The organism is Maritimimonas sp. 2405UD52-3, assembly GCF_056591715.1.
In genome coordinates this window covers 1-18890 of sequence record NZ_JBWQOL010000003.1, presented here as the reverse complement: position 1 = coordinate 18890, position 18890 = coordinate 1, and the positions used below count along the sequence as shown (strand labels likewise).

14 protein-coding genes and 1 tRNA gene are annotated in these 18890 nt (G+C 35.9%); 6 read left to right on the top strand and 9 right to left on the bottom strand.

The window, feature by feature from the left end; translation table 11 throughout:
- Positions 1-7: 7 nt before the first annotated feature.
- The 8 genes from AC1EU5_RS07965 to AC1EU5_RS07930 all read right to left on the bottom strand — a co-directional run bounded on the left by AC1EU5_RS07965 (position 8) and on the right by AC1EU5_RS07930 (position 7309).
- Positions 8-82: transfer RNA gene (locus tag AC1EU5_RS07965), tRNA-Val, on the bottom strand.
- A 58-nt stretch (positions 83-140) separates the two neighbouring features.
- Positions 141-1352, bottom strand: a complete 1212-nt coding sequence (locus AC1EU5_RS07960) for a bifunctional folylpolyglutamate synthase/dihydrofolate synthase (RefSeq protein ID WP_480191849.1) — start codon at positions 1350-1352, stop codon at positions 141-143.
- Position 1353: 1 nt separating this feature from the next.
- Positions 1354-2232, bottom strand: a complete 879-nt coding sequence (locus AC1EU5_RS07955; protein WP_480191848.1) for an energy transducer TonB — start codon at positions 2230-2232, stop codon at positions 1354-1356.
- A 1-nt stretch (position 2233) separates the two neighbouring features.
- Positions 2234-2620 carry an ExbD/TolR family protein gene (locus AC1EU5_RS07950; RefSeq protein ID WP_480191847.1) on the bottom strand — a complete coding sequence of 129 codons (387 nt, stop codon included), beginning with the start codon at positions 2618-2620 and terminating at the stop codon, positions 2234-2236.
- Between the two features lie 9 nt (positions 2621-2629).
- On the bottom strand, positions 2630-3331 hold the full coding sequence (locus tag AC1EU5_RS07945) for a MotA/TolQ/ExbB proton channel family protein (RefSeq protein ID WP_480191846.1): 702 nt from the start codon (positions 3329-3331) through the stop codon (positions 2630-2632).
- A gap of 99 nt (positions 3332-3430) precedes the next feature.
- Entirely contained in the window at positions 3431-4831 is a 1401-nt protein-coding gene (nhaD, locus tag AC1EU5_RS07940) for a sodium:proton antiporter NhaD (protein WP_480191845.1), read from the bottom strand.
- Positions 4832-4863: 32 nt separating this feature from the next.
- Entirely contained in the window at positions 4864-6096 is a 1233-nt protein-coding gene (locus AC1EU5_RS07935; protein WP_480191844.1) for a Glu/Leu/Phe/Val dehydrogenase dimerization domain-containing protein, read from the bottom strand.
- A 142-nt stretch (positions 6097-6238) separates the two neighbouring features.
- On the bottom strand, positions 6239-7309 hold the full coding sequence (locus AC1EU5_RS07930; protein ID WP_480191843.1) for an anhydro-N-acetylmuramic acid kinase: 1071 nt from the start codon (positions 7307-7309) through the stop codon (positions 6239-6241).
- A 93-nt stretch (positions 7310-7402) separates the two neighbouring features.
- Here AC1EU5_RS07930 and AC1EU5_RS07925 point away from each other — a divergent pair, with 93 nt between their 5' ends.
- The 6 genes from AC1EU5_RS07925 to AC1EU5_RS07900 all read left to right on the top strand — a co-directional run bounded on the left by AC1EU5_RS07925 (position 7403) and on the right by AC1EU5_RS07900 (position 17709).
- Positions 7403-8545, top strand: coding sequence for an acyl-CoA dehydrogenase (locus tag AC1EU5_RS07925; protein WP_480191842.1), 1143 nt, complete (start codon positions 7403-7405; stop codon positions 8543-8545).
- A 300-nt stretch (positions 8546-8845) separates the two neighbouring features.
- Positions 8846-9868 (top strand): outer membrane beta-barrel protein, encoded by a 1023-nt coding sequence (locus AC1EU5_RS07920; RefSeq protein ID WP_480191841.1) that lies wholly within the window; start codon positions 8846-8848, stop codon positions 9866-9868.
- Positions 9869-9889: 21 nt separating this feature from the next.
- Complete coding sequence (locus AC1EU5_RS07915) at positions 9890-10228, top strand: P-II family nitrogen regulator (protein ID WP_480191840.1); 339 nt, start codon at positions 9890-9892, stop codon at positions 10226-10228.
- 20 nt (positions 10229-10248) lie between these two features.
- Positions 10249-11490 carry an ammonium transporter gene (locus tag AC1EU5_RS07910; RefSeq protein WP_480191839.1) on the top strand — a complete coding sequence of 414 codons (1242 nt, stop codon included), beginning with the start codon at positions 10249-10251 and terminating at the stop codon, positions 11488-11490.
- A gap of 238 nt (positions 11491-11728) precedes the next feature.
- The gene (gene gltB, locus AC1EU5_RS07905) at positions 11729-16237 is read left to right on the top strand and encodes a glutamate synthase large subunit (RefSeq protein ID WP_480191838.1); all 4509 of its coding nucleotides are present in this window, start codon (positions 11729-11731) and stop codon (positions 16235-16237) included.
- A 2-nt stretch (positions 16238-16239) separates the two neighbouring features.
- The gene (locus tag AC1EU5_RS07900) at positions 16240-17709 is read left to right on the top strand and encodes a glutamate synthase subunit beta (protein WP_480191837.1); all 1470 of its coding nucleotides are present in this window, start codon (positions 16240-16242) and stop codon (positions 17707-17709) included.
- Here AC1EU5_RS07900 and AC1EU5_RS07895 read toward each other — a convergent pair.
- Positions 17699-18823 (bottom strand): glycerate kinase, encoded by a 1125-nt coding sequence (locus AC1EU5_RS07895; protein WP_480191836.1) that lies wholly within the window; start codon positions 18821-18823, stop codon positions 17699-17701. The two genes, AC1EU5_RS07900 and AC1EU5_RS07895, sit on opposite strands and share 11 nt — an antisense overlap.
- Positions 18824-18890 lie beyond the last annotated feature (67 nt).

The window sequence follows — 18890 nt, the reverse complement described above, 5'->3', positions numbered from 1 at the left end:
TTAGATGTGGGCGCAGAGGGATTCGAACCCCCGACCCCTTGGGTGTAAACCAAGTGCTCTGAACCAACTGAGCTATGCGCCCTAAGCGGATGCAAATATAATCTAGTTTTTATTTCCAGCAAAGATTTTAGAAAAAAATATTATACCACTTCAGCCACTACAAAAGTGCTACCTCCTACAAAGACCATATCATTGTCACCAGTCTTTTTCAAAGCACTTTTAAATGCCTTTTTTACAGAGGAATACACTTTACCTTTTAAGTTAAATTGATTTGCCTTTTTCTTCAATTCTTTAGCATCTAAACCTCGTGGAATATTTGGTCTACAAAAATAATAAGTGGCATTTTTGGGAAACATAGGCATAATAATATCTAAGTTTTTATCATTTACCACCCCTAATACTATATGCAGCTTGTCAAATTCTTCTTCTTGTAGCTGCTTTAAAACATAGGCCAAGCCTTCCCTATTATGGGCAGTATCACAGATCACTAAAGGTTGTTCTTGTAATTTTTGATAACGACCTAACAAAGCAGTATTTTTCACTACATTCAATAATCCATTTTCAATATGCTTTTCTACTACTTCTAATTCACTCAACGTATTGATTGTAGTCACCGCAGCCTTTATATTTTTTAACTGATAAGTCCCTAAAAGATCCGTTTCAAAATTCTTATGAATCATATCTTCTGCAAAAACCAAAAACGTTTTTCTCTCTGATGCTATACTTTCAAACACCTCCGCTGTTTCTTCTTGTCTTTCACCTATGACAACAGGAATACCCTCCTTGATAATACCAGCCTTTTCAAAAGCAATTTCTGGCAGTGTTTCGCCCAAAAATTGTGTATGGTCATACCCAATATTGGTAATTACGGAAACTTCAGGAATGATAATATTCGTCGAATCCAATCGACCACCGAGTCCAACCTCAATAATTGCAATATCTACTTTCTTCTTAGCAAAATAATGAAAAGCTAAACCCACAGTCATTTCAAAAAAAGACAACCCTTGTTTTTCTAAAAAAGCTTTATTATTCTCAATAAACTGAATAACATTTTTTTTAGAAATCTTCTTTCCATTGATCTTGATACGTTCTCTAAAGTCTTTTAAGTGAGGGGAAGTATACAAACCAACTTTATATCCTGCTTCCTGTAGCATAGAGGCCAACATATGACTTGTAGAACCTTTTCCATTGGTACCTGCTACATGTATACTTTTAAATTGTTTATGTGGATTCCCAAGATATTCCGCTAAAGCGATTGTATTGGTTAAGTCTTTTTTAAATGCAGTTTTTCCCTGGCGTTGATACATTGGAAGTTTGGAAAACATCCAATCTAAAGTTTCTTTGTAGTTCAATCTAGTTGAAGTTTACGATAATAAACCCAATTTGTTTTATAGGAGCACGAGAGTCCGTATTCCATTTATAAGATAAAGCAGACCTTTTAGCAGGTGCCAATAAGCATGGTGCTGTATTTGTTGAGCCTTTAACTCCGGGAGTAGCTTTGATTACTTTACCTGACTTATCTACTTCAATTTTAACCACTACTCTTCCATATTCATTACATTCTTGTCTATAGGCGGTTCCTTTTCTTACTAGATTTCTACCATTTAAACCATAACCTCCACTTCCACTACCATTACCATAATAGCTATTGGCATAAGGATCTCCGCTTAATGATCCTTTATCACCTGCTTGATTGTCATTCCCTTCTCCTCCAGAAGCTGTACCGTCAGATTTATTTAAACCGCCCATTAAAGCATCTAACTTCTTTTTCTTAGCTTCTTGTTCTTTACGCTTGCGCTCCGCAGCTTCCTTACGCTCTCTTTCAATACGTTCTTCCTCCAATCTCTTTTTACGCTCTGCTTCTTCAGCTCTTCTTTTTGCTTCCTGTTCCTGTTTCATCTTAATAGACTCTGCTGACTCTTGCGTTACTACTTTCTCCGTAACAGGAGTCTCAGGTGCTGATTCTTCCACTGGAGTTTCCTCCACTACCTCTTCCTCTACTTCAGTTTCTTCAACAGGTTCTTCTTCTATAGGTTCAGACTTAATAGGTTCTAAGGGTTGCACATCACCACTACCCACATCAGTGGTACCAAAATTTACGGCAATACCCAGTTCCTCAGGAGGGTCTAAATATTTTAATCCAAACGAAAAGATCAAAAACAACAAAACCGCCATAATAATGGTGGTAATGATTGCTGACTTTCTTTTATGTGGTGTATCTAAATAGCTCATGTTATTTTGGGCGTACTGCCAAAATTACTTTAAATTTATTTCTATTTGCAATGTCCATAACCGTCACTGCTTTTTCTATAGGAACACTTTCTTCTACACGTAGCAGTACCGTAGGGTTATCTCTATCACTAAGCAAATTCCTTAGGGTGTTTTCCATTTTTTCAATAGAAACCTGATTATTATTTACATAATAATTCTCATTCTTTTTTATACTCACGGCTATGTGCTGTGTATTTGTAGACTTTCCTTTAGCCTTAGGCAAAATTAAATCAAGTGCATTAGGTGTGCTGGCTGTTAGCATAAAAAAAATCAATAACAAGAAAACAATATCGGTCATTGATGACATACTAAATTCCGGGCTTATCTTATTTCTATCTTTAAATTTCATAACTGCCTATTAAGCCGGTTCGTTTAGTAAATCTAGAAATTCAACAGCTTTCGCTTCCATTTGATGCACTACTTTATTTGTTCGCACAACTAAATGGTTATAAGCTATATAAGCTATAATACCCACAACTAGTCCAGCAACAGTCGTAGTCATGGCGGTATAAATACCTGATGCTAAAGAGCCCATTTCAGCCTGACCTCCACTAGTTGCCATTTCATGAAAGGCAAGAATCATACCAACCACAGTTCCTAAAAATCCTATCATTGGTGCAGCACCTGCAATTGTAGCCAAAATACTTACATTCTTTTCAAGCTTATAAATTTCTAAGCTTCCCGCATTTTCAATGGCCGTATTAATATCCTCTAGAGGTTTACCTATACGTGTAATGCCCTTTTCTATTAATCGTGCAGCTGGTGAGGTAGCTTGTGCACATAATACCTGAGCGGCTTCTAATTTTCCGTTAGAAACATGATCTCTAATTTGATTCATAAAATTCTTATCTGTTTTAGAGGCTGCCTTAATGGCGAAAAAACGCTCAAAGTAAATATATAAACCTACTACTAAAAGAACAGCTAACACTAGGATAACTATCTGGCCTCCAAGACCGCCGTCCATAATAAGTTGATAAATTGAGAGGGTTTTTTCTTCCTGAAGCGCTTCATCTAGATTCTCTTGTGCAGCAGTGGCTGCATCCTGAATGGCTAATAACATAAAATTAGGTATTAAGGGGATAAAACTATCTAACGAAAATACGAGCTCAAAATTGTTTTGTTACAATAAAAAAGCCGAGAAATTTCTCGGCTCTGTTTTTTATAATATAGATCGCATTCCAATGAAGACAATTGCACCAGCTATAAAGCCAACAAAGGCCAGCCAACTTATCTTTTTTAAATACCAGAAAAAGTCTATTTTTTCCATCCCCATAGCAACAACACCAGCAGCCGAGCCAATAATCAACATACTACCACCAGTACCAGCCGAGTAAGCTATGAAATGCCATAACGGATTATCAAGTGGTTCAGAGAACATACCCAAACTAGCGGCAACTAATGGTACATTATCAATAACAGCAGACCCCACTCCTAATAAAATAACCACAAGATCAGAAACTCTAGTTCCAGCTAATTCAGTACCCATATTTGGCATAGAATCCTGCAACCAATTGGCAAAACCAAATAATAATCCTAAAGATTCTAAAGCAGCAACGGCCAACAATATACCTAAGAAAAATAAAATACTAGGCATTTCTATTTTAGATAAAGCTCCATGCACAGGACTGTGATGTGCGTGCTCTGCGTGCTCATCAAAACTTTCTCCTTCAGCAGAAGAAATACTGAACTTTGTATTACTATATATCTCTGCAAAAGTAGCAACTACAGCTAATGATAACATCATACCTACATAAGGAGGTAAATGGGTTACCGTTTTAAAAATGGGAACAAATACGATAGCGCTTAACCCTAGGTAAAACATAATTTTACCATATTTATTTGCTTCTTCACCTGTATCCTCTACGTCTTCAATATATCCTTTAAAAGCTTTCATTCTAGATGCCAAAAATGAAGGAATAATCATACATACAAGTGATGGTATCAACAAATACATAATCAATTTACCTGTAGAAACCTTTTTCCCTATCCATAACATGGTGGTGGTTACATCTCCAATTGGTGACCAAGCACCACCAGCATTGGCTGCTATGATAATCAAACCAGCAAACCAAATTCTGTCTTCCCTCTTCAAGACGATCTTCCTCAAGATAGTAACTAGTACAATGGTAGCAGTTAAATTATCGATGATAGCAGATAAAATAAAAGCTAGGAAACTGAATATCCAAAGTAATTTTGCTTTACTCTTTGTTCTAACAAAACTTTTAATAGTAGCAAACCCATTAAAGTAATCAATGATCTCCACAATGGTCATAGCACCTAATAGAAATACTAAGATTTCTGCAGTTTTACCCAAATGGTGGAGCAGTGTCTCCTCCATATAGTGCATTTTATCTTCATGAGATAAAGACTGAAAACCTTCTACTAAAGCCGCTTTGGCCGAATCAAACCAACTTGGGAAAGCATCAATACCAAATGCAATCATTGCCCAACAAATAGCCATCATAGCCAATGCCGGGATTAGCTTATCAATTTTTAAATTATGCTCAAGAGTAATAGCTAAATAGCCTAAAACGAAGACTAAAATGATAAAAGATTCCATATGGTTAGTTTTGTTGGACTAAATATAGCAAATTATATCAATTGCTTTAATGCTATTTCAAATCCGGTTTTACAAATATCTGTTTTGCTTTCATTTTTCTCATAGATTTTTTGCAAAGCCTTTCTAATAGTTTCAGATGTATCATTAAAAATGGCTTCATCTTTCATAGGTAAAGGCACCTTGCTTTCCATAAGATAAGCAAATACACGTGCTATTCCACAATTAGAGACAAAATCTGGTAGTAAGCTGGTTTTCTTATCCGTCATTTCCATAATAGGACCAAAAAATATCTCTTTATCTGCAAACGGCACGTTAGCACCCGGGGAAATTACTTCCAAACCTGTTTCTATCATGGTATTAATTTGTGATTCAGTGATTAATCTAGAAGCTGCTGCTGGAATAAAAATCTCTGTTGGTAATGACCATATGCGTTTATTCATTTCGTCAAAAGGGATCATATTTTCAGAAACTAACTGATTTCCTTTCTTATTTAAAAACATTGATCGCACCTCTTCATTTGAAAAACCTTCTTTATTGATAACACCCCCAGATCGATCAATAATACCTACTATTTTAGCACCTAATCTTGCAAGGTATATTGCCGCTGCTGAGCCTACATTTCCAAACCCTTGTACAATAGCTCGTTTTCCTTCAATAGAACCACCAAAGATATTATAGTAGTGCTTTACTGCTTCAGCTACTCCATAGCCAGTCAACATATCTGCCACTGTGTATTTTCTGGTTACTTCAGGGCTAAATCTTGGGTCTTCGATAACTTTAATAACACCATGCCTTAACTGCCCTATCCTATTGATCTTTTCTGCTTCAGTGGGCTTAAAATGTCCGTTAAATACGCCTTCTTGTGGATGCCATACGCCTGATTCTTCAGTAAGTGGTATGACGTCATGAATTTCGTCTACATTCAAATCTCCACCGGTACCATAGTAATGCTTTAACAAGGGAGTTACGGCCTTATACCAACGCTCTAAGACACCTCTTCGTCTAGGGTCATTAGGATCAAAATTAATACCTGACTTTGCTCCACCAATGGCAGGACCAGATACTGTAAATTTCACCTCCATAGTTTTTGCGAGTGACAGTACCTCATTCATATCCAACCCTTTACGCATTCTAGTTCCTCCACCAGCTGCACCTCCACGCAGGGAATTTATAACTGTCCAACCTTCTGCATTCGTTTCTTTATCTCGCCAATGAAATACAATCTCAGGAGCTTTCTCCTCATATTTTTTAAGTAAATCTTTCATTAAATTATATAATAATGTTTAACTTTAGTAGTAATCTCTTTTGAAGAATGTTTAAAAAAGTAAAATGTATAAATCCCCATAAGGGGAGCTAAAGTTGATCCATTATAAAAGATTTATTTCAAGTAGCGCAAAGATAAAATTTTTAAGAAAGCTTAGGTATAAAAATCTTACCTGAGCAATGATCTTTTTGTGCTCCAGTTACTGAATTTAAAACATTCGTTTTTTTCTGAAGTTTCAGCAATCCTAAGAGTGCAAAAACTAGCGCTTCCTTATAGTTAATAATTTCTCTATCAGGAATAATAACCTTCGCCTTAGTCTTCGTTTGAATTTGCGTAATTAAGAAATCATTAAAAGCGCCCCCTCCCGTAACCAAAAGTCGTTTGTTTGTTTCATTGCATACATTAGCTATTTGAATAGCTATGTGCTCAACAAAAGTTCGCAATATATCTTTGGCTTCAGCATGAAAACTATCTATTAAAGGAATAATTTGAGATTCAATCCATTCAAAACCTAAAGATTTTGGTGGCTGTTTCTTATAAAAATCAAGTGAATTCAAGGCATCCAAAAGCTCTTGAATTACAACTCCCTGTGAAGCCATTTGTCCTTTGTCATCATAGTTAAATCCTATTTTTTTGACATAATGATTCATTAAAATATTTACAGGGCAAATATCAAAAGCTATTCGATCACCATCCTTTGAATAAGAAATATTGGCAAAGCCTCCTAAATTTAGACAATAGTCATAATCAGAAAATAACAACTGATCTCCAATAGGAACCAATGGTGCTCCTTGCCCACCCAATTGGACATCCTGTGTTCTAAAATCACAAATGGTTTTTAGTCTGGTAAGATTTGCAATTGTTTGTCCATCACCAATCTGAAGTGTATAGCCCTCCTCAGGTTTATGAAAGATGGTATGACCATGTGACGCTATAAAATCAACATTCTCTATGTCATGAGTTCTCATAAAATTATTAACCAAATGACCTAATAAGTTGCCATAATCAATAGACAATTCACCAAGCTCGCTAGGCTCTTTAAAGAAAGCATTTTTTAATTTTTGTTGCCATTCTTTTGAATACTCAATGGTCTCAGCATTTAAAATTTGAAAAGTATATCCATTTGAAATATCAAATTGTACATATACCAAATCTACTCCATCTAATGATGTACCAGACATTAAACCTAGAGTGTAAAAAGAGTCTTGTTCCATACTTGTAAAAATAGAAAAAGTCTATGGAAAATACCCTTTAATGAAGTATCTTTGAGGACTTTTTATTCAACCAATTTAATACATTAAAAACGAATGGATTTTAATCTTACCGAAGAACATTTAATGATACGTGATGCTGCTCGTGATTTTGCTCAAACTGAGTTATTGCCTGGAGTTATAGAAAGAGATGACAAACAGCAATTCCCTGACGAATTGGTTCGTAAAATGGGTGAGCTTGGTTTTATGGGAGTCATGGTAGACCCTAAATATGGAGGAAGCGGTATGGATGCCATATCATATGTTTTAATTATGGAGGAACTATCGAAGATAGATGCTTCAGCTTCGGTAATGGTATCTGTTAACAATTCTTTGGTGTGTTATGGTCTTGAAGCTTATGGAACTGAAGAGCAAAAACAGCAATATTTAACAAAGTTGGCTACTGGTGAACAACTAGGTGCTTTTTGCTTAAGCGAACCTGAAGCGGGTTCTGATGCCACATCACAAGCAACAACTGCTTTAGATAATGGCGACCATTATATTATTAATGGAACAAAGAACTGGATTACTAATGGTGGGCGAGCTGATATCTATTTAGTGGTTGCTCAAACAGATAGAGCAAAAGGGCACAGAGGTATTAATGCCTTTATAGTTGAAAAAGGTACTCCTGGGTTTGATATCGGTCCTAAGGAGGATAAGTTAGGAATTAGAGGTAGTGATACACACACCCTGCAATTTAATGATGTAAAAGTTCCTAAAGAAAATAGAATTGGTGAAGATGGATTTGGGTTTAAGTTTGCTATGAAAACCTTGTCAGGAGGAAGAATTGGTATTGCAGCCCAAGCCTTAGGAATTGCTTCAGGTGCTTATGAATTAGCTCTTAAGTATTCCAAAGAGCGTAAAGCTTTTGGTACTGAAATTTGTAATCACCAAGCTATCGCCTTTAAGTTAGCCGATATGTATACTGAAATTGAAGCAGCACGTCATTTAGTAATGAAAGCTGCTTGGGATAAGGATCAAGGAAATAATTATGATCGCTCCAGTGCCATGGCCAAATTATATGCATCAAAAGTGGCTATGGAACAGACTGTAGAGGCAGTACAAATACATGGTGGCAATGGTTTTGTAAAGGAATATCATGTAGAGCGTTTAATGCGTGACGCCAAGATCACGCAGATTTATGAAGGAACTTCAGAAATTCAAAAGATTGTTATCTCAAGATCACTTATAAAAGAGTAAAGTAAAATCCTTTCAATTATAGTTTTTGACAAAAATCTGGTCATAGACCAGATTTTTTTTATGCTTTTTTTTAAAAAAGTGCATTTTTATGAATATCCCAAAATAAGCATGTTATTTTTATTTACCCCCACTTTTTAAAAGCCTTCAAAAACTACATTTTATTATATAATAATTTTAACCCCTATTTTTTTGAGGGTATTAAATTAAAATATTACATTTTTTAACACTACACCCCTTTAAAAATTTGGTTAAACCATATTTTGTACAAATATTTGCGCCTTAATTGCTAAAAATTAAGTTATGATCAAAACAAGATTACCCCTAATTGCATTAGTATTATTAATTAATGTAACGCTTTTTGCTCAAGAAGAGCAGAAAGAAAAAGAAAAAAAGAAATTATCATTTAGCGGAAGCGTTGATGCCTATTACCAAACATACTTAACAGGTTCTGATGATACTGGACAATCATTTGGAACTGCTTTTGCAGATCAAACAGGTTTTGCCTTTGGTATGGGTAACCTTATTGCTACTTATGAAGGAGAAAAAGTAGGTGCTGTTCTTGATCTAGTAGTTGGCCCAAGAGGTGAAAGTGCCACTTTCAACAGTGATATTGTTGATGGTATCGTAAATCAAGCCTATGTTTATTGGAATGTATCTGAAAAGACAAAATTAACATTTGGTAGATGGAATACTTTTTTAGGTTATGAAGTTATTGCTCCTGCAGCAAACTTTAACTACAGTACCTCTTATTTATTTTCTAACGGACCATTTTCACACTTAGGTTTAAAAGCTGATTTTGCTTTATCTGATGACTTCAGCTTGATGCTAGCAGTTATGAACCCTTGGGACACAAATGACACCTCTACAACTGGAGAATACTCATTTGGAGCTCAATTAGGATATGCTGGCCAATTCTTAAACCTTTACTATGATAGTGGCAACAATGGTGGTTTAGGATTTGAAATTGATTATACAGGAGGATTTGATTTATCTGACAGCTTCTTCTTAGGAATCAATGCTGCATATAATGATAATGATGGCGCTGGTTTTTATGGAGCCGCTTTATACCCACAGTTAGCAGCTTCTGATAATTTTTCAATAGGACTAAGAGGCGAATATTTTGCCCGTCATGATGACGATATTGACGATTTACCAAGTGTATTTGCTACAACATTAACGGGTAGTTATACAGTAAATAACTTAATCATTAAACCAGAAATACGATTAGACTCTTGGTCTAATGATGAACCATATCTAGATAGCGATGGTGATGCAACTGATAATTTATCAGCATTTACACTTGCTGCTATCTACACATTTTAAGAACTCAACAATAACTATATAATGAAAAAAGTAGAAGCAATTATTAGAAAATCCAAATTCAGTGCGGTGAAAGAAGCATTGCATGATGTTGGTGTTAACTTTTTCTCGTATTGGGATGTAACAGGTCTCGGCAACGAAAAAGAAGGGCATGTATACAGAGGTGTAACCTATAGCACCAGTGATATACAACGTAGGTATTTATCTATCGTAGTCAATAATGATTTTGAAGAAGTAACCATTAATGCCATTTTAACTGCCGGTGCTACCGGAGAAGTAGGTGATGGTAAAATATTTGTGTCAGAAATCGAAGATTGTTATAGAATAAGAACAGGAGAAAAAGGTGGTGATACCTTAAAATAAAAAACTATTAAATAAAAATTATGGAATTATTAACTACAAATAACGTATGGATGATGGTCTGTACGGCACTCGTTTTCTTTATGCACATGGGCTTTGCCTTTCTAGAAATTGGGTTAACGAGACAGAAGAATACTATTAATATTTTATTTAAGAACATTTTTATTATTACCGTTGGCTTATTATTGTATTGTTTAGTAGGCTTCAATTTGATGTATCCTGGTTTTGCAGAAGGGTCTTCAGGTTTCTTTGGCTTTGCGGGATTTGGATTGGATTCACCACTAACAGCAGAAGGCGGTTTAGACCTTGCTTATAATGAAGGCTATACCTATTGGACTGATTTCCTTTTTCAAGGGATGTTCGCGGCAACCGCAGCTACTATAGTTTCTGGTGCTGTTGCTGAACGCATGAAGATTGGTCCGTTTATGATCTTTACTGTATTATATGTAGGTATCATTTACCCATTAGCCGGTTCTTGGAAATGGGGTGGTGGTTTCTTAGATATGAGAGAAACTCCTTTTTATGATTTTGCAGGTTCTACTTTGGTACACTCTGTTGGAGGATGGGCAGCATTGGTAGCTGTTTGGTTACTGGGTTCTAGAATAGGTAAATTTAAAGATGGAAAACCACAGGCTTTACCTGGGCATAATATTCCATTAGCCACCGCAGGTGTATTAATTTTATGGCTAGGATGGTTTGGATTTAATGGTGGTTCTGTTTTATCAGCAGACCCTGGGTTAACATCACTTACATTGGTTACTACCTGTTTAGCTGCTGCTGCAGGAGGTGTTGTGGCATTCATAGTATCTACTGCAATGTTTAAAAACCTAGACTTAACCATGTTCTTAAATGGTATCCTTGGTGGGTTAGTGGGCATTACTGCAGGTGCAGATCAAATGAGTCCTACAGATGCAATACTTATTGGAGGAATTGCTGGTGCAATTATTGTTTTAGGAGTAAGTTTTATTGATAGGCTACGCTTAGATGACCCTGTAGGTGCTATTGCAGTACATTTAATTTGTGGTATCTGGGGTACATTAGCCGTTGGTATTTTTGGTAACCTTGCCGGAGGAGCTCAATTTATGAGTCAGCTAGTAGGTGTACTATCATACGCTGCAATATGTATCGTAAGTTCGTTCATTATCATATTCGCCTTAAAGAAAACAATAGGCATACGAGTATCTGAAAAAGAAGAGCTAGAAGGATTAGACAAATATGAACATGGAATGAATGCGTACCCGGATTTCAGAATGAATGAGCATTAAGATTTAATTGGTTATATAAATTTTGATTATTGGTCAACATGGTCTTGCTTCTACAAGACTGTGCTGGCCTTTTATTGTTTAGATTTTACTGATATTACATTTTTTACTGCCTCAAAATAAAGATATTGAAAAATTAATATGTCTTATTTTGTATTATAACATTTCTTACATCTAAACCTTTATTTCTTTGAGTTTTTAATAACAAAATACATAATTTTGTCAACTTAATTCAAGAAATATGGAGCAACAAGGTTTGTACTTACCTGAATTTGAGAGAGACAATTGTGGCGCAGGATTTATATGTAATCTACACGGAGAAAAGTCAAATGAAATTATTCATAATGCTTTAGAGATCTTAGTAAAGTTAGAGCATCGTGGTGCTGTAAGTTCAGATGGCAAAACTGGAGATGGAGCAGGTATTTTAATTGATATTCCTCATGATTATTTTAAACGGGTTTGCGATTTTGACTTACCGGATGCCGGTGAATATGCTGTTGGAATGGTATTTCTTCCAAAAAGCTATAATCAACAAAACTATTGTATTTCTGAGTTTGAGAAAGAACTAAAAAATCAAGGCCTAACAATATTAGGATGGCGTGATGTGCCAGTTGATGCCAGTACTTTAGGAAAAATAGCGGCGAAAACAGAACCGAAAGCAAAACAAATTTTTGTTACCAAGGGTTCAGAAAAACTTACTGAACTTCAATTTAATGCCAAGCTTTTTGCTGCTAGAAAAATAGCTGAGCATACCATTGAAAAATCGAAGATTTCAGAGCGAAAATATTTCTATTTACCAAGTTTTTCAACAACTACAATTATCTATAAAGGGCTTCTAATGCCAGAAGATATTGGTAGATATTATATTGACTTGAGAGAGCCTGATGTAGTTACAAGGTTAGCATTAGTACACCAGCGTTTTTCTACCAATACCTTCCCTTCATGGGATTTGGCACAACCTTTCAGATATATGTGCCATAATGGTGAGATCAATACGCTTCGTGGAAATGTAAGCAGAATGAAGGCGCGTCAAGAGTTAATGGACAGTAATCTTTTTGGTGATGATATTAAAAAGATATTCCCCATAGTGTTAGAGGGTAAATCAGACTCCGCCTGTATGGATATGGCTTTGGAGTTATTACTTATGACTGGACGCTCTTTACCAGAGGTGATGATGATGATGGTACCTGAAGCATGGGAAAAACATCAGACTATGAATGAAGACAAAAAGGCCTTTTACGAATACAATTCTTGTATTATGGAACCTTGGGATGGTCCGGCATCTGTACCATTTACTGATGGTAATTATATTGGTGCCTTATTAGATAGAAATGGTTTACGCCCTTCAAGATATACGGTTACCAAAAGTGGAAATGTGGTGATGTCTTCTGAAATTGGTATACTTAATATCAAACCAGAAAATGTGGTACAGCATGGTCGACTAGAACCAGGTAAAATGTTTCTGGTTGATATGAATGCAGGACGCATTATTGAAGATGAAGAGATAAAAAAAGAAATTGTTTCAAGAAATCCTTATAAAAAATGGGTAAAAGAACATACATTACCTCTGGCTGATGTTCCTTATACAGGAAATAAATGCTCAATTGAAGCTTTAGATTATAAGACAAGACTAAGGTTATTTGGTTATACTTCTGAAGATATAACAACCATTATTAACCCTATGGCCAAAAAGGCGAAGGAAGCTATTGGTTCAATGGGAACTGATACACCAATAGCAGTTCTTTCAGACAGGCCCCAGTTACTTTATAATTATTTCAAACAGTTATTTGCTCAAGTAACAAATCCTCCATTAGACGGTATTCGTGAGGAAATTATTACCGATATAAGTTTGGCTATCGGTGAAGATAGAAATGTATTTGAGGTAATTCCTGAACAAGCAAAAAAGCTTCGCATCCAAAACCCTGTAATATCTAACGATGATCTTGACAAAATAAAAAATGTAGCACATCCTGATTTTAAAGCAGCATCCATTCCAATTTTGTACCCCATTGAAAAAGGTGTAAATGGACTAGAAAAAGCCTTAGATGATATTCTAATTCAAACAGAAAAAGCAGTTACCAAAGGAGCTAATATTATCATTTTATCTGATAGAGGTGTAACCAAAGATGAAGCACCTATTCCGGCTTTATTAGCTTGTTCGTACGTACATCATTCATTAAATAGATTAAGTAAGCGTTCAAAATTTGGTATCGTTTTAGAAACGGCAGAACCAAGAGAACCACATCATTTCGCAACCCTTTTTGGTTATGGAGCAAGTGCTATCAATCCTTATTTAGTTAATGAGATTATTCGTAATCAGGTAAATGAAGGTGTAATTCAAGGTCTAGATGCCGAAGAAGCGGTTCAAAATTTCAATAAAGCCATTGGAAAAGGACTCTTGAAAATAATGAATAAGATTGGTATTTCTACGTTGCATTCCTATAGAGCCTCACAAATTTTTGAAATCTTAGGTCTTAAAAAAGCATTTACAGAAAAATACTTTCCAAACACACCTTCTAGAATTGGTGGAATTGGTCTATATGTACTTGATAAAGATTTGACCAAACGTTACGAAAAAGCATTTCCAAAAACAGACGTAAAAGATGTATTGCCATTAGAGATTGGTGGTGATTACAGATGGCGTAGAAACGGAGAGAAACATATGTTCAATCCCACAACCGTTTCTAAGTTGCATCAAGCTGTTCGTAGTAAGAATAAAGATAGTTATAAAATATATTCGCAAACCATCAATGAACAAAGTAAGAACTTAATGACCTTACGCGGTTTGTTTGAATTTAATAATTTAGATCCTATACCAATAGATGATGTAGAACCCTGGACTGAGATTGTAAAACGTTTCAAAACAGGAGCCATGTCTTATGGTTCTATAAGCCAGGAAGCGCATGAAAACTTGGCAATTGCTATGAACCGTATTGGCGGTAAAAGTAATTCTGGTGAAGGCGGTGAAGACAGAAATAGGTTTAAGAAGCTTCCCAATGGTGATTGGAAGAACAGTGCAATCAAGCAAGTGGCCTCCGGTAGATTTGGTGTAACCAGTAACTACTTAACAAATGCTCAGGAAATTCAAATAAAGATGGCACAAGGTGCTAAACCTGGTGAAGGTGGGCAGTTGCCTGGTGAAAAAGTGTTACCGTGGATTGCTGAAGTACGAAATTCTACACCTTATGTTGGTTTGATTTCACCACCCCCGCATCATGATATATATTCTATTGAAGATTTAGCACAACTTATTTTTGATCTAAAAAATGCCAATAGAGAAGCAAGAATAAATGTAAAGTTGGTATCTAAAGTAGGCGTTGGTACTATTGCTGCCGGCGTGGCAAAGGCCAAAGCCGATGTTATTCTTATTTCAGGATATGACGGAGGTACGGGTGCATCACCATTGACCTCACTAAAGCATGCCGGTTTACCATGGGAACTTGGAATTGCTGAAGCACAGCAAACATTGGTATTAAATAATTTAAGAGGTCGTGTGGTTTTAGAATGTGATGGTCAATTAAAAACAGGTAGAGATGTAGCTATTGCAGCTTTACTAGGTGCAGAAGAATTTGGTTTTGCCACAGCGCCATTAGTAGCTTCAGGGTGCATTATGATGCGTGCTTGTCATTTGAATACATGCCCTGTTGGTATTGCAACTCAAGATCCTGAGTTGCGTAAAAATTTCAAGGGTACGCCTGAACACGTGATCAATTTTATGTATTTCGTTGCTGAAGAACTTAGAGAGATTATGGCTCAATTAGGTTTTAGAACCATGAATGAAATGATTGGCCAAGTACATAAGATCAATGCAAATCCTGCAATTGACCACTACAAAGCCAAAGGTCTAGATCTGTCAGCTATTTTACATCAACCAAGAATTGAAGGACGTCCACCATTATTTAATACAGAAAAACAAAATCACAATCTTGATAATGTGTTAGATATGCGCATTTTACATGATGCAAAACTAGCCATCAATTATAAAACAGAGACCGATTTAAACTATAGAATTCATAATACAGATAGAGCCGTTGGTGCCATTATTAGTAATGAAATATCTAAAATTCATGGTGAAGATGGCTTACCCGAAGACACCTTAAGTTTAAACTTTAAAGGATCTGCCGGACAGAGCTTCGGTGCTTTTGCAACTAGTGGAATCACACTAAAAGTAGATGGTGAAACCAATGATTATCTGGGCAAAGGACTTTCTGGAGCTAAGATCATTGTTAAAAAACCAGACGAAGCTGATTTTATGGCAGAAGACAATATTATTGTTGGTAATGTATGTTTCTATGGTGCAGTGTCAGGTGAAGCTTATATTAATGGTATTGCAGGTGAACGTTTTGCAGTAAGAAATTCAGGGATTTCAGCAGTAGTCGAAGGTGTTGGTGACCATGGTTGTGAATATATGACAGGAGGAAAAGTTGTTGTGCTTGGCAAAACAGGAAGAAATTTTGCAGCCGGTATGAGTGGTGGTATTGCTTATATCTATGATAAAGACAAAACGTTTAGCAACGGACTTTGTAATATGGAAATGGTAGAACTAGAAACTCCCACAGAAGTGGATAAAAAAGAGTTGAAAGGATTGATTGAAAATCATGCGGCATATACAAATAGTAATTTGGCTGATCAACTTTTAAGCAATTGGGAAACAAACGTGAAGCATTTTGTGAAGGTATTTCCTGTAGATTATAAAAGAGCATTAGAAAGATTAGCAAATGAAGCTAAAGTTGAACAATTAACAGCGTAGTTATGGGTGAGTTAGGAGGATTTAAAAATTACAAAAGACAAGATGAAACCAATATAGCTGTCAAAGAGCGTGTGGGCAACTATAAAGAATTTACCATTCCGTTAAAGGAGGAAGAAATTAGAAAACAAGGTTCACGTTGTATGGATTGTGGTATCCCATTTTGCCATAGTGGCTGTCCTTTGGGCAATTTGATACCAGATTTTAATGATATGGTGCACAAAGGTGAATGGAAAGCCGCTTCAGAGATTTTACACTCCACAAATAATTTTCCCGAATTCACAGGTAGATTATGTCCTGCTCCTTGTGAAAAAGCATGTGTATTGGGTATTATTGACAACCCAGTTTCTATAGAAAATATTGAAAAGCAAATTGTAGAGCGCGCTTTCGCGGAAGGTTGGATCTTACCACAACCTCCAAAAGAACGTACTGGTAAAACAGCTGTAGTAGTAGGATCAGGTCCTGCGGGACTTGCAGCTGCTCAACAACTCAACAGAGCTGGTCATACCGTAACAGTTTTAGAGAGAGATGACGCTATTGGAGGACTGTTACGTTATGGAATTCCAAATTTTAAGCTAGAAAAAGAGATTATTGATAGGAGAATAGCTATCCTTGAAGAAGAAGGCATTGTATTTAAAACCAATGTTAATGTTGGTACTAACTATGATGTTTCGAATCTTAATGAATTTGATGCGGTGGTGTTATGTGGTGGTGCAACCGTAAAAAGAAGTCTTCCTGTTAAAGGTATTGATAGTAAAGGTGTAGTTCAGGCTATGGATTTTCTTACTCAACAAACCAAGTCATTATTCGACGCATCATATAATGGAGAATTGATCAGCGCCAAAGACAAGGATGTTATTGTTATTGGAGGTGGTGACACGGGTTCTGATTGTATAGGTACTTCCAACCGTCACGGAGCTAAATCAGTTACTAATTTTGAGATCATGCCTAAACCACCTGTTGGCAGAAGCGAAACAACGCCTTGGCCCTTTTGGCCCTTGCAGTTAAAGACAAGTTCTTCGCATGAAGAGGGCTGTGATCGAAACTGGTTGATAAATACCAAAGAATTTATTACAAATGAAAAAGGTGAACTTACAGGATTAAAAACTGTAGAAGTAGAATGGAAAATGAAACCTGGTGAAAGACCACAGCTTATTGAAAAACCGGATACTGAAAAAGTATGGCCTTGTAATTTAGCATTGTTAGCTTTAGGGTTTACAGGTCCTGAAAATACCTTAGCCGTTAAGTTAGGTATTGAAACTGATAACCGATCTAATTATAAAGCAGCATATGGAAAATATCAAACAAATATTCCGCATATTTTCACTGCTGGCGATATGAGAAGAGGACAATCATTGATTGTTTGGGCTATTTCTGAAGGTAGAGAGGCTGCAAGACAAGTTGATATTTTTTTGATGGGAGATTCCAGTCTTCCAACAAAAGGGAATGGAGACTTATTGAATGCTAATAATTAGTCTTAAAATAATTGAAAATCGCTTTTTCAATTAATGAAGAAGCATATTGCATATTGTAATCAAGTGATTTCGTTTGATCAGCTATTTCAATAATTGCGTTTAGACCTAGAGTCTCCTTAGTAGTCTTTTTTAAATCTAACTTTCCACAGATGGCAATTACAGGAATAGCGAATTTGTTGGCAAGGGTGGCTATCCCATTAATTAATTTTCCTTGAGCCGTTTGATCATCAATTTTACCTTCTCCGGTTATGATGAGATCAAATCTTTCATTTTTAAGTCTGTCTTCAAGATTTACCTGTTCAAAAATAAAATGTGCTCCTTCAATAAATTGAGCATTACAAAATACTTTTAGTCCATAAGCCGTTCCCCCAGCAGCACCTGCTCCTTTAGTTAAAGCCACATTCTTTTTTAATTGATTATTAACTACATTATGTATATTCCGCAATCCCTGATCTAGTTCTTCTATAGTTTTTTGATTCGCCCCCTTCTGCGCTGCATAAACATGAGCTGCACCATTAACACCAAATAATTCATTTTCAACATCATTCACAGCATAAAAGAAAACATTTTTAATTTCTTTATCTGAATAAACTATCTTCTCAATTTTAGACAGACTTGACCCAATAGAAGGAAGTTCTTTATTGTTTTTATCTAAAAATTTATGTCCAAGGGCAGTAGCAATCCCTATGCCTGCATCGTTGGTAGCACTCCCTCCCAGCCCTATATATATCTTTGTAGCACCATTTTGAATGGCATCCTTAATCTGAAGACCGGTTCCATAAGTAGATGTATATAATGGATTTTTCTCAACATCTTTTAATAAGGCAATTCCGGAAGCATTGGCCAATTCAATATAAGCTGTTGAAGTCTCTTTGTACAAACCATAAGTAGTATTCAACGGCCTCCCGAGTGGGTCAACTGATAGAACATTAATAAATTCTATAGGAATGCTCTCTGCTACAGCATGTAGAAATCCATCACCTCCATCTGAAGCGATAACGCTTTCAAACCTGTTTTTAAGATGATACTTTTGAATCCCATTTTTTAAAGCAGTAATGACTTCTTTTGCAGTGAGCGAACCCTTAAATTTATCTGGAATGAGTAAGATGTTCATGTGAATCTAAATACGTTACTAAAATACAGAAAACAAAAAAATCCTCATCACAATTGTAATGAGGATT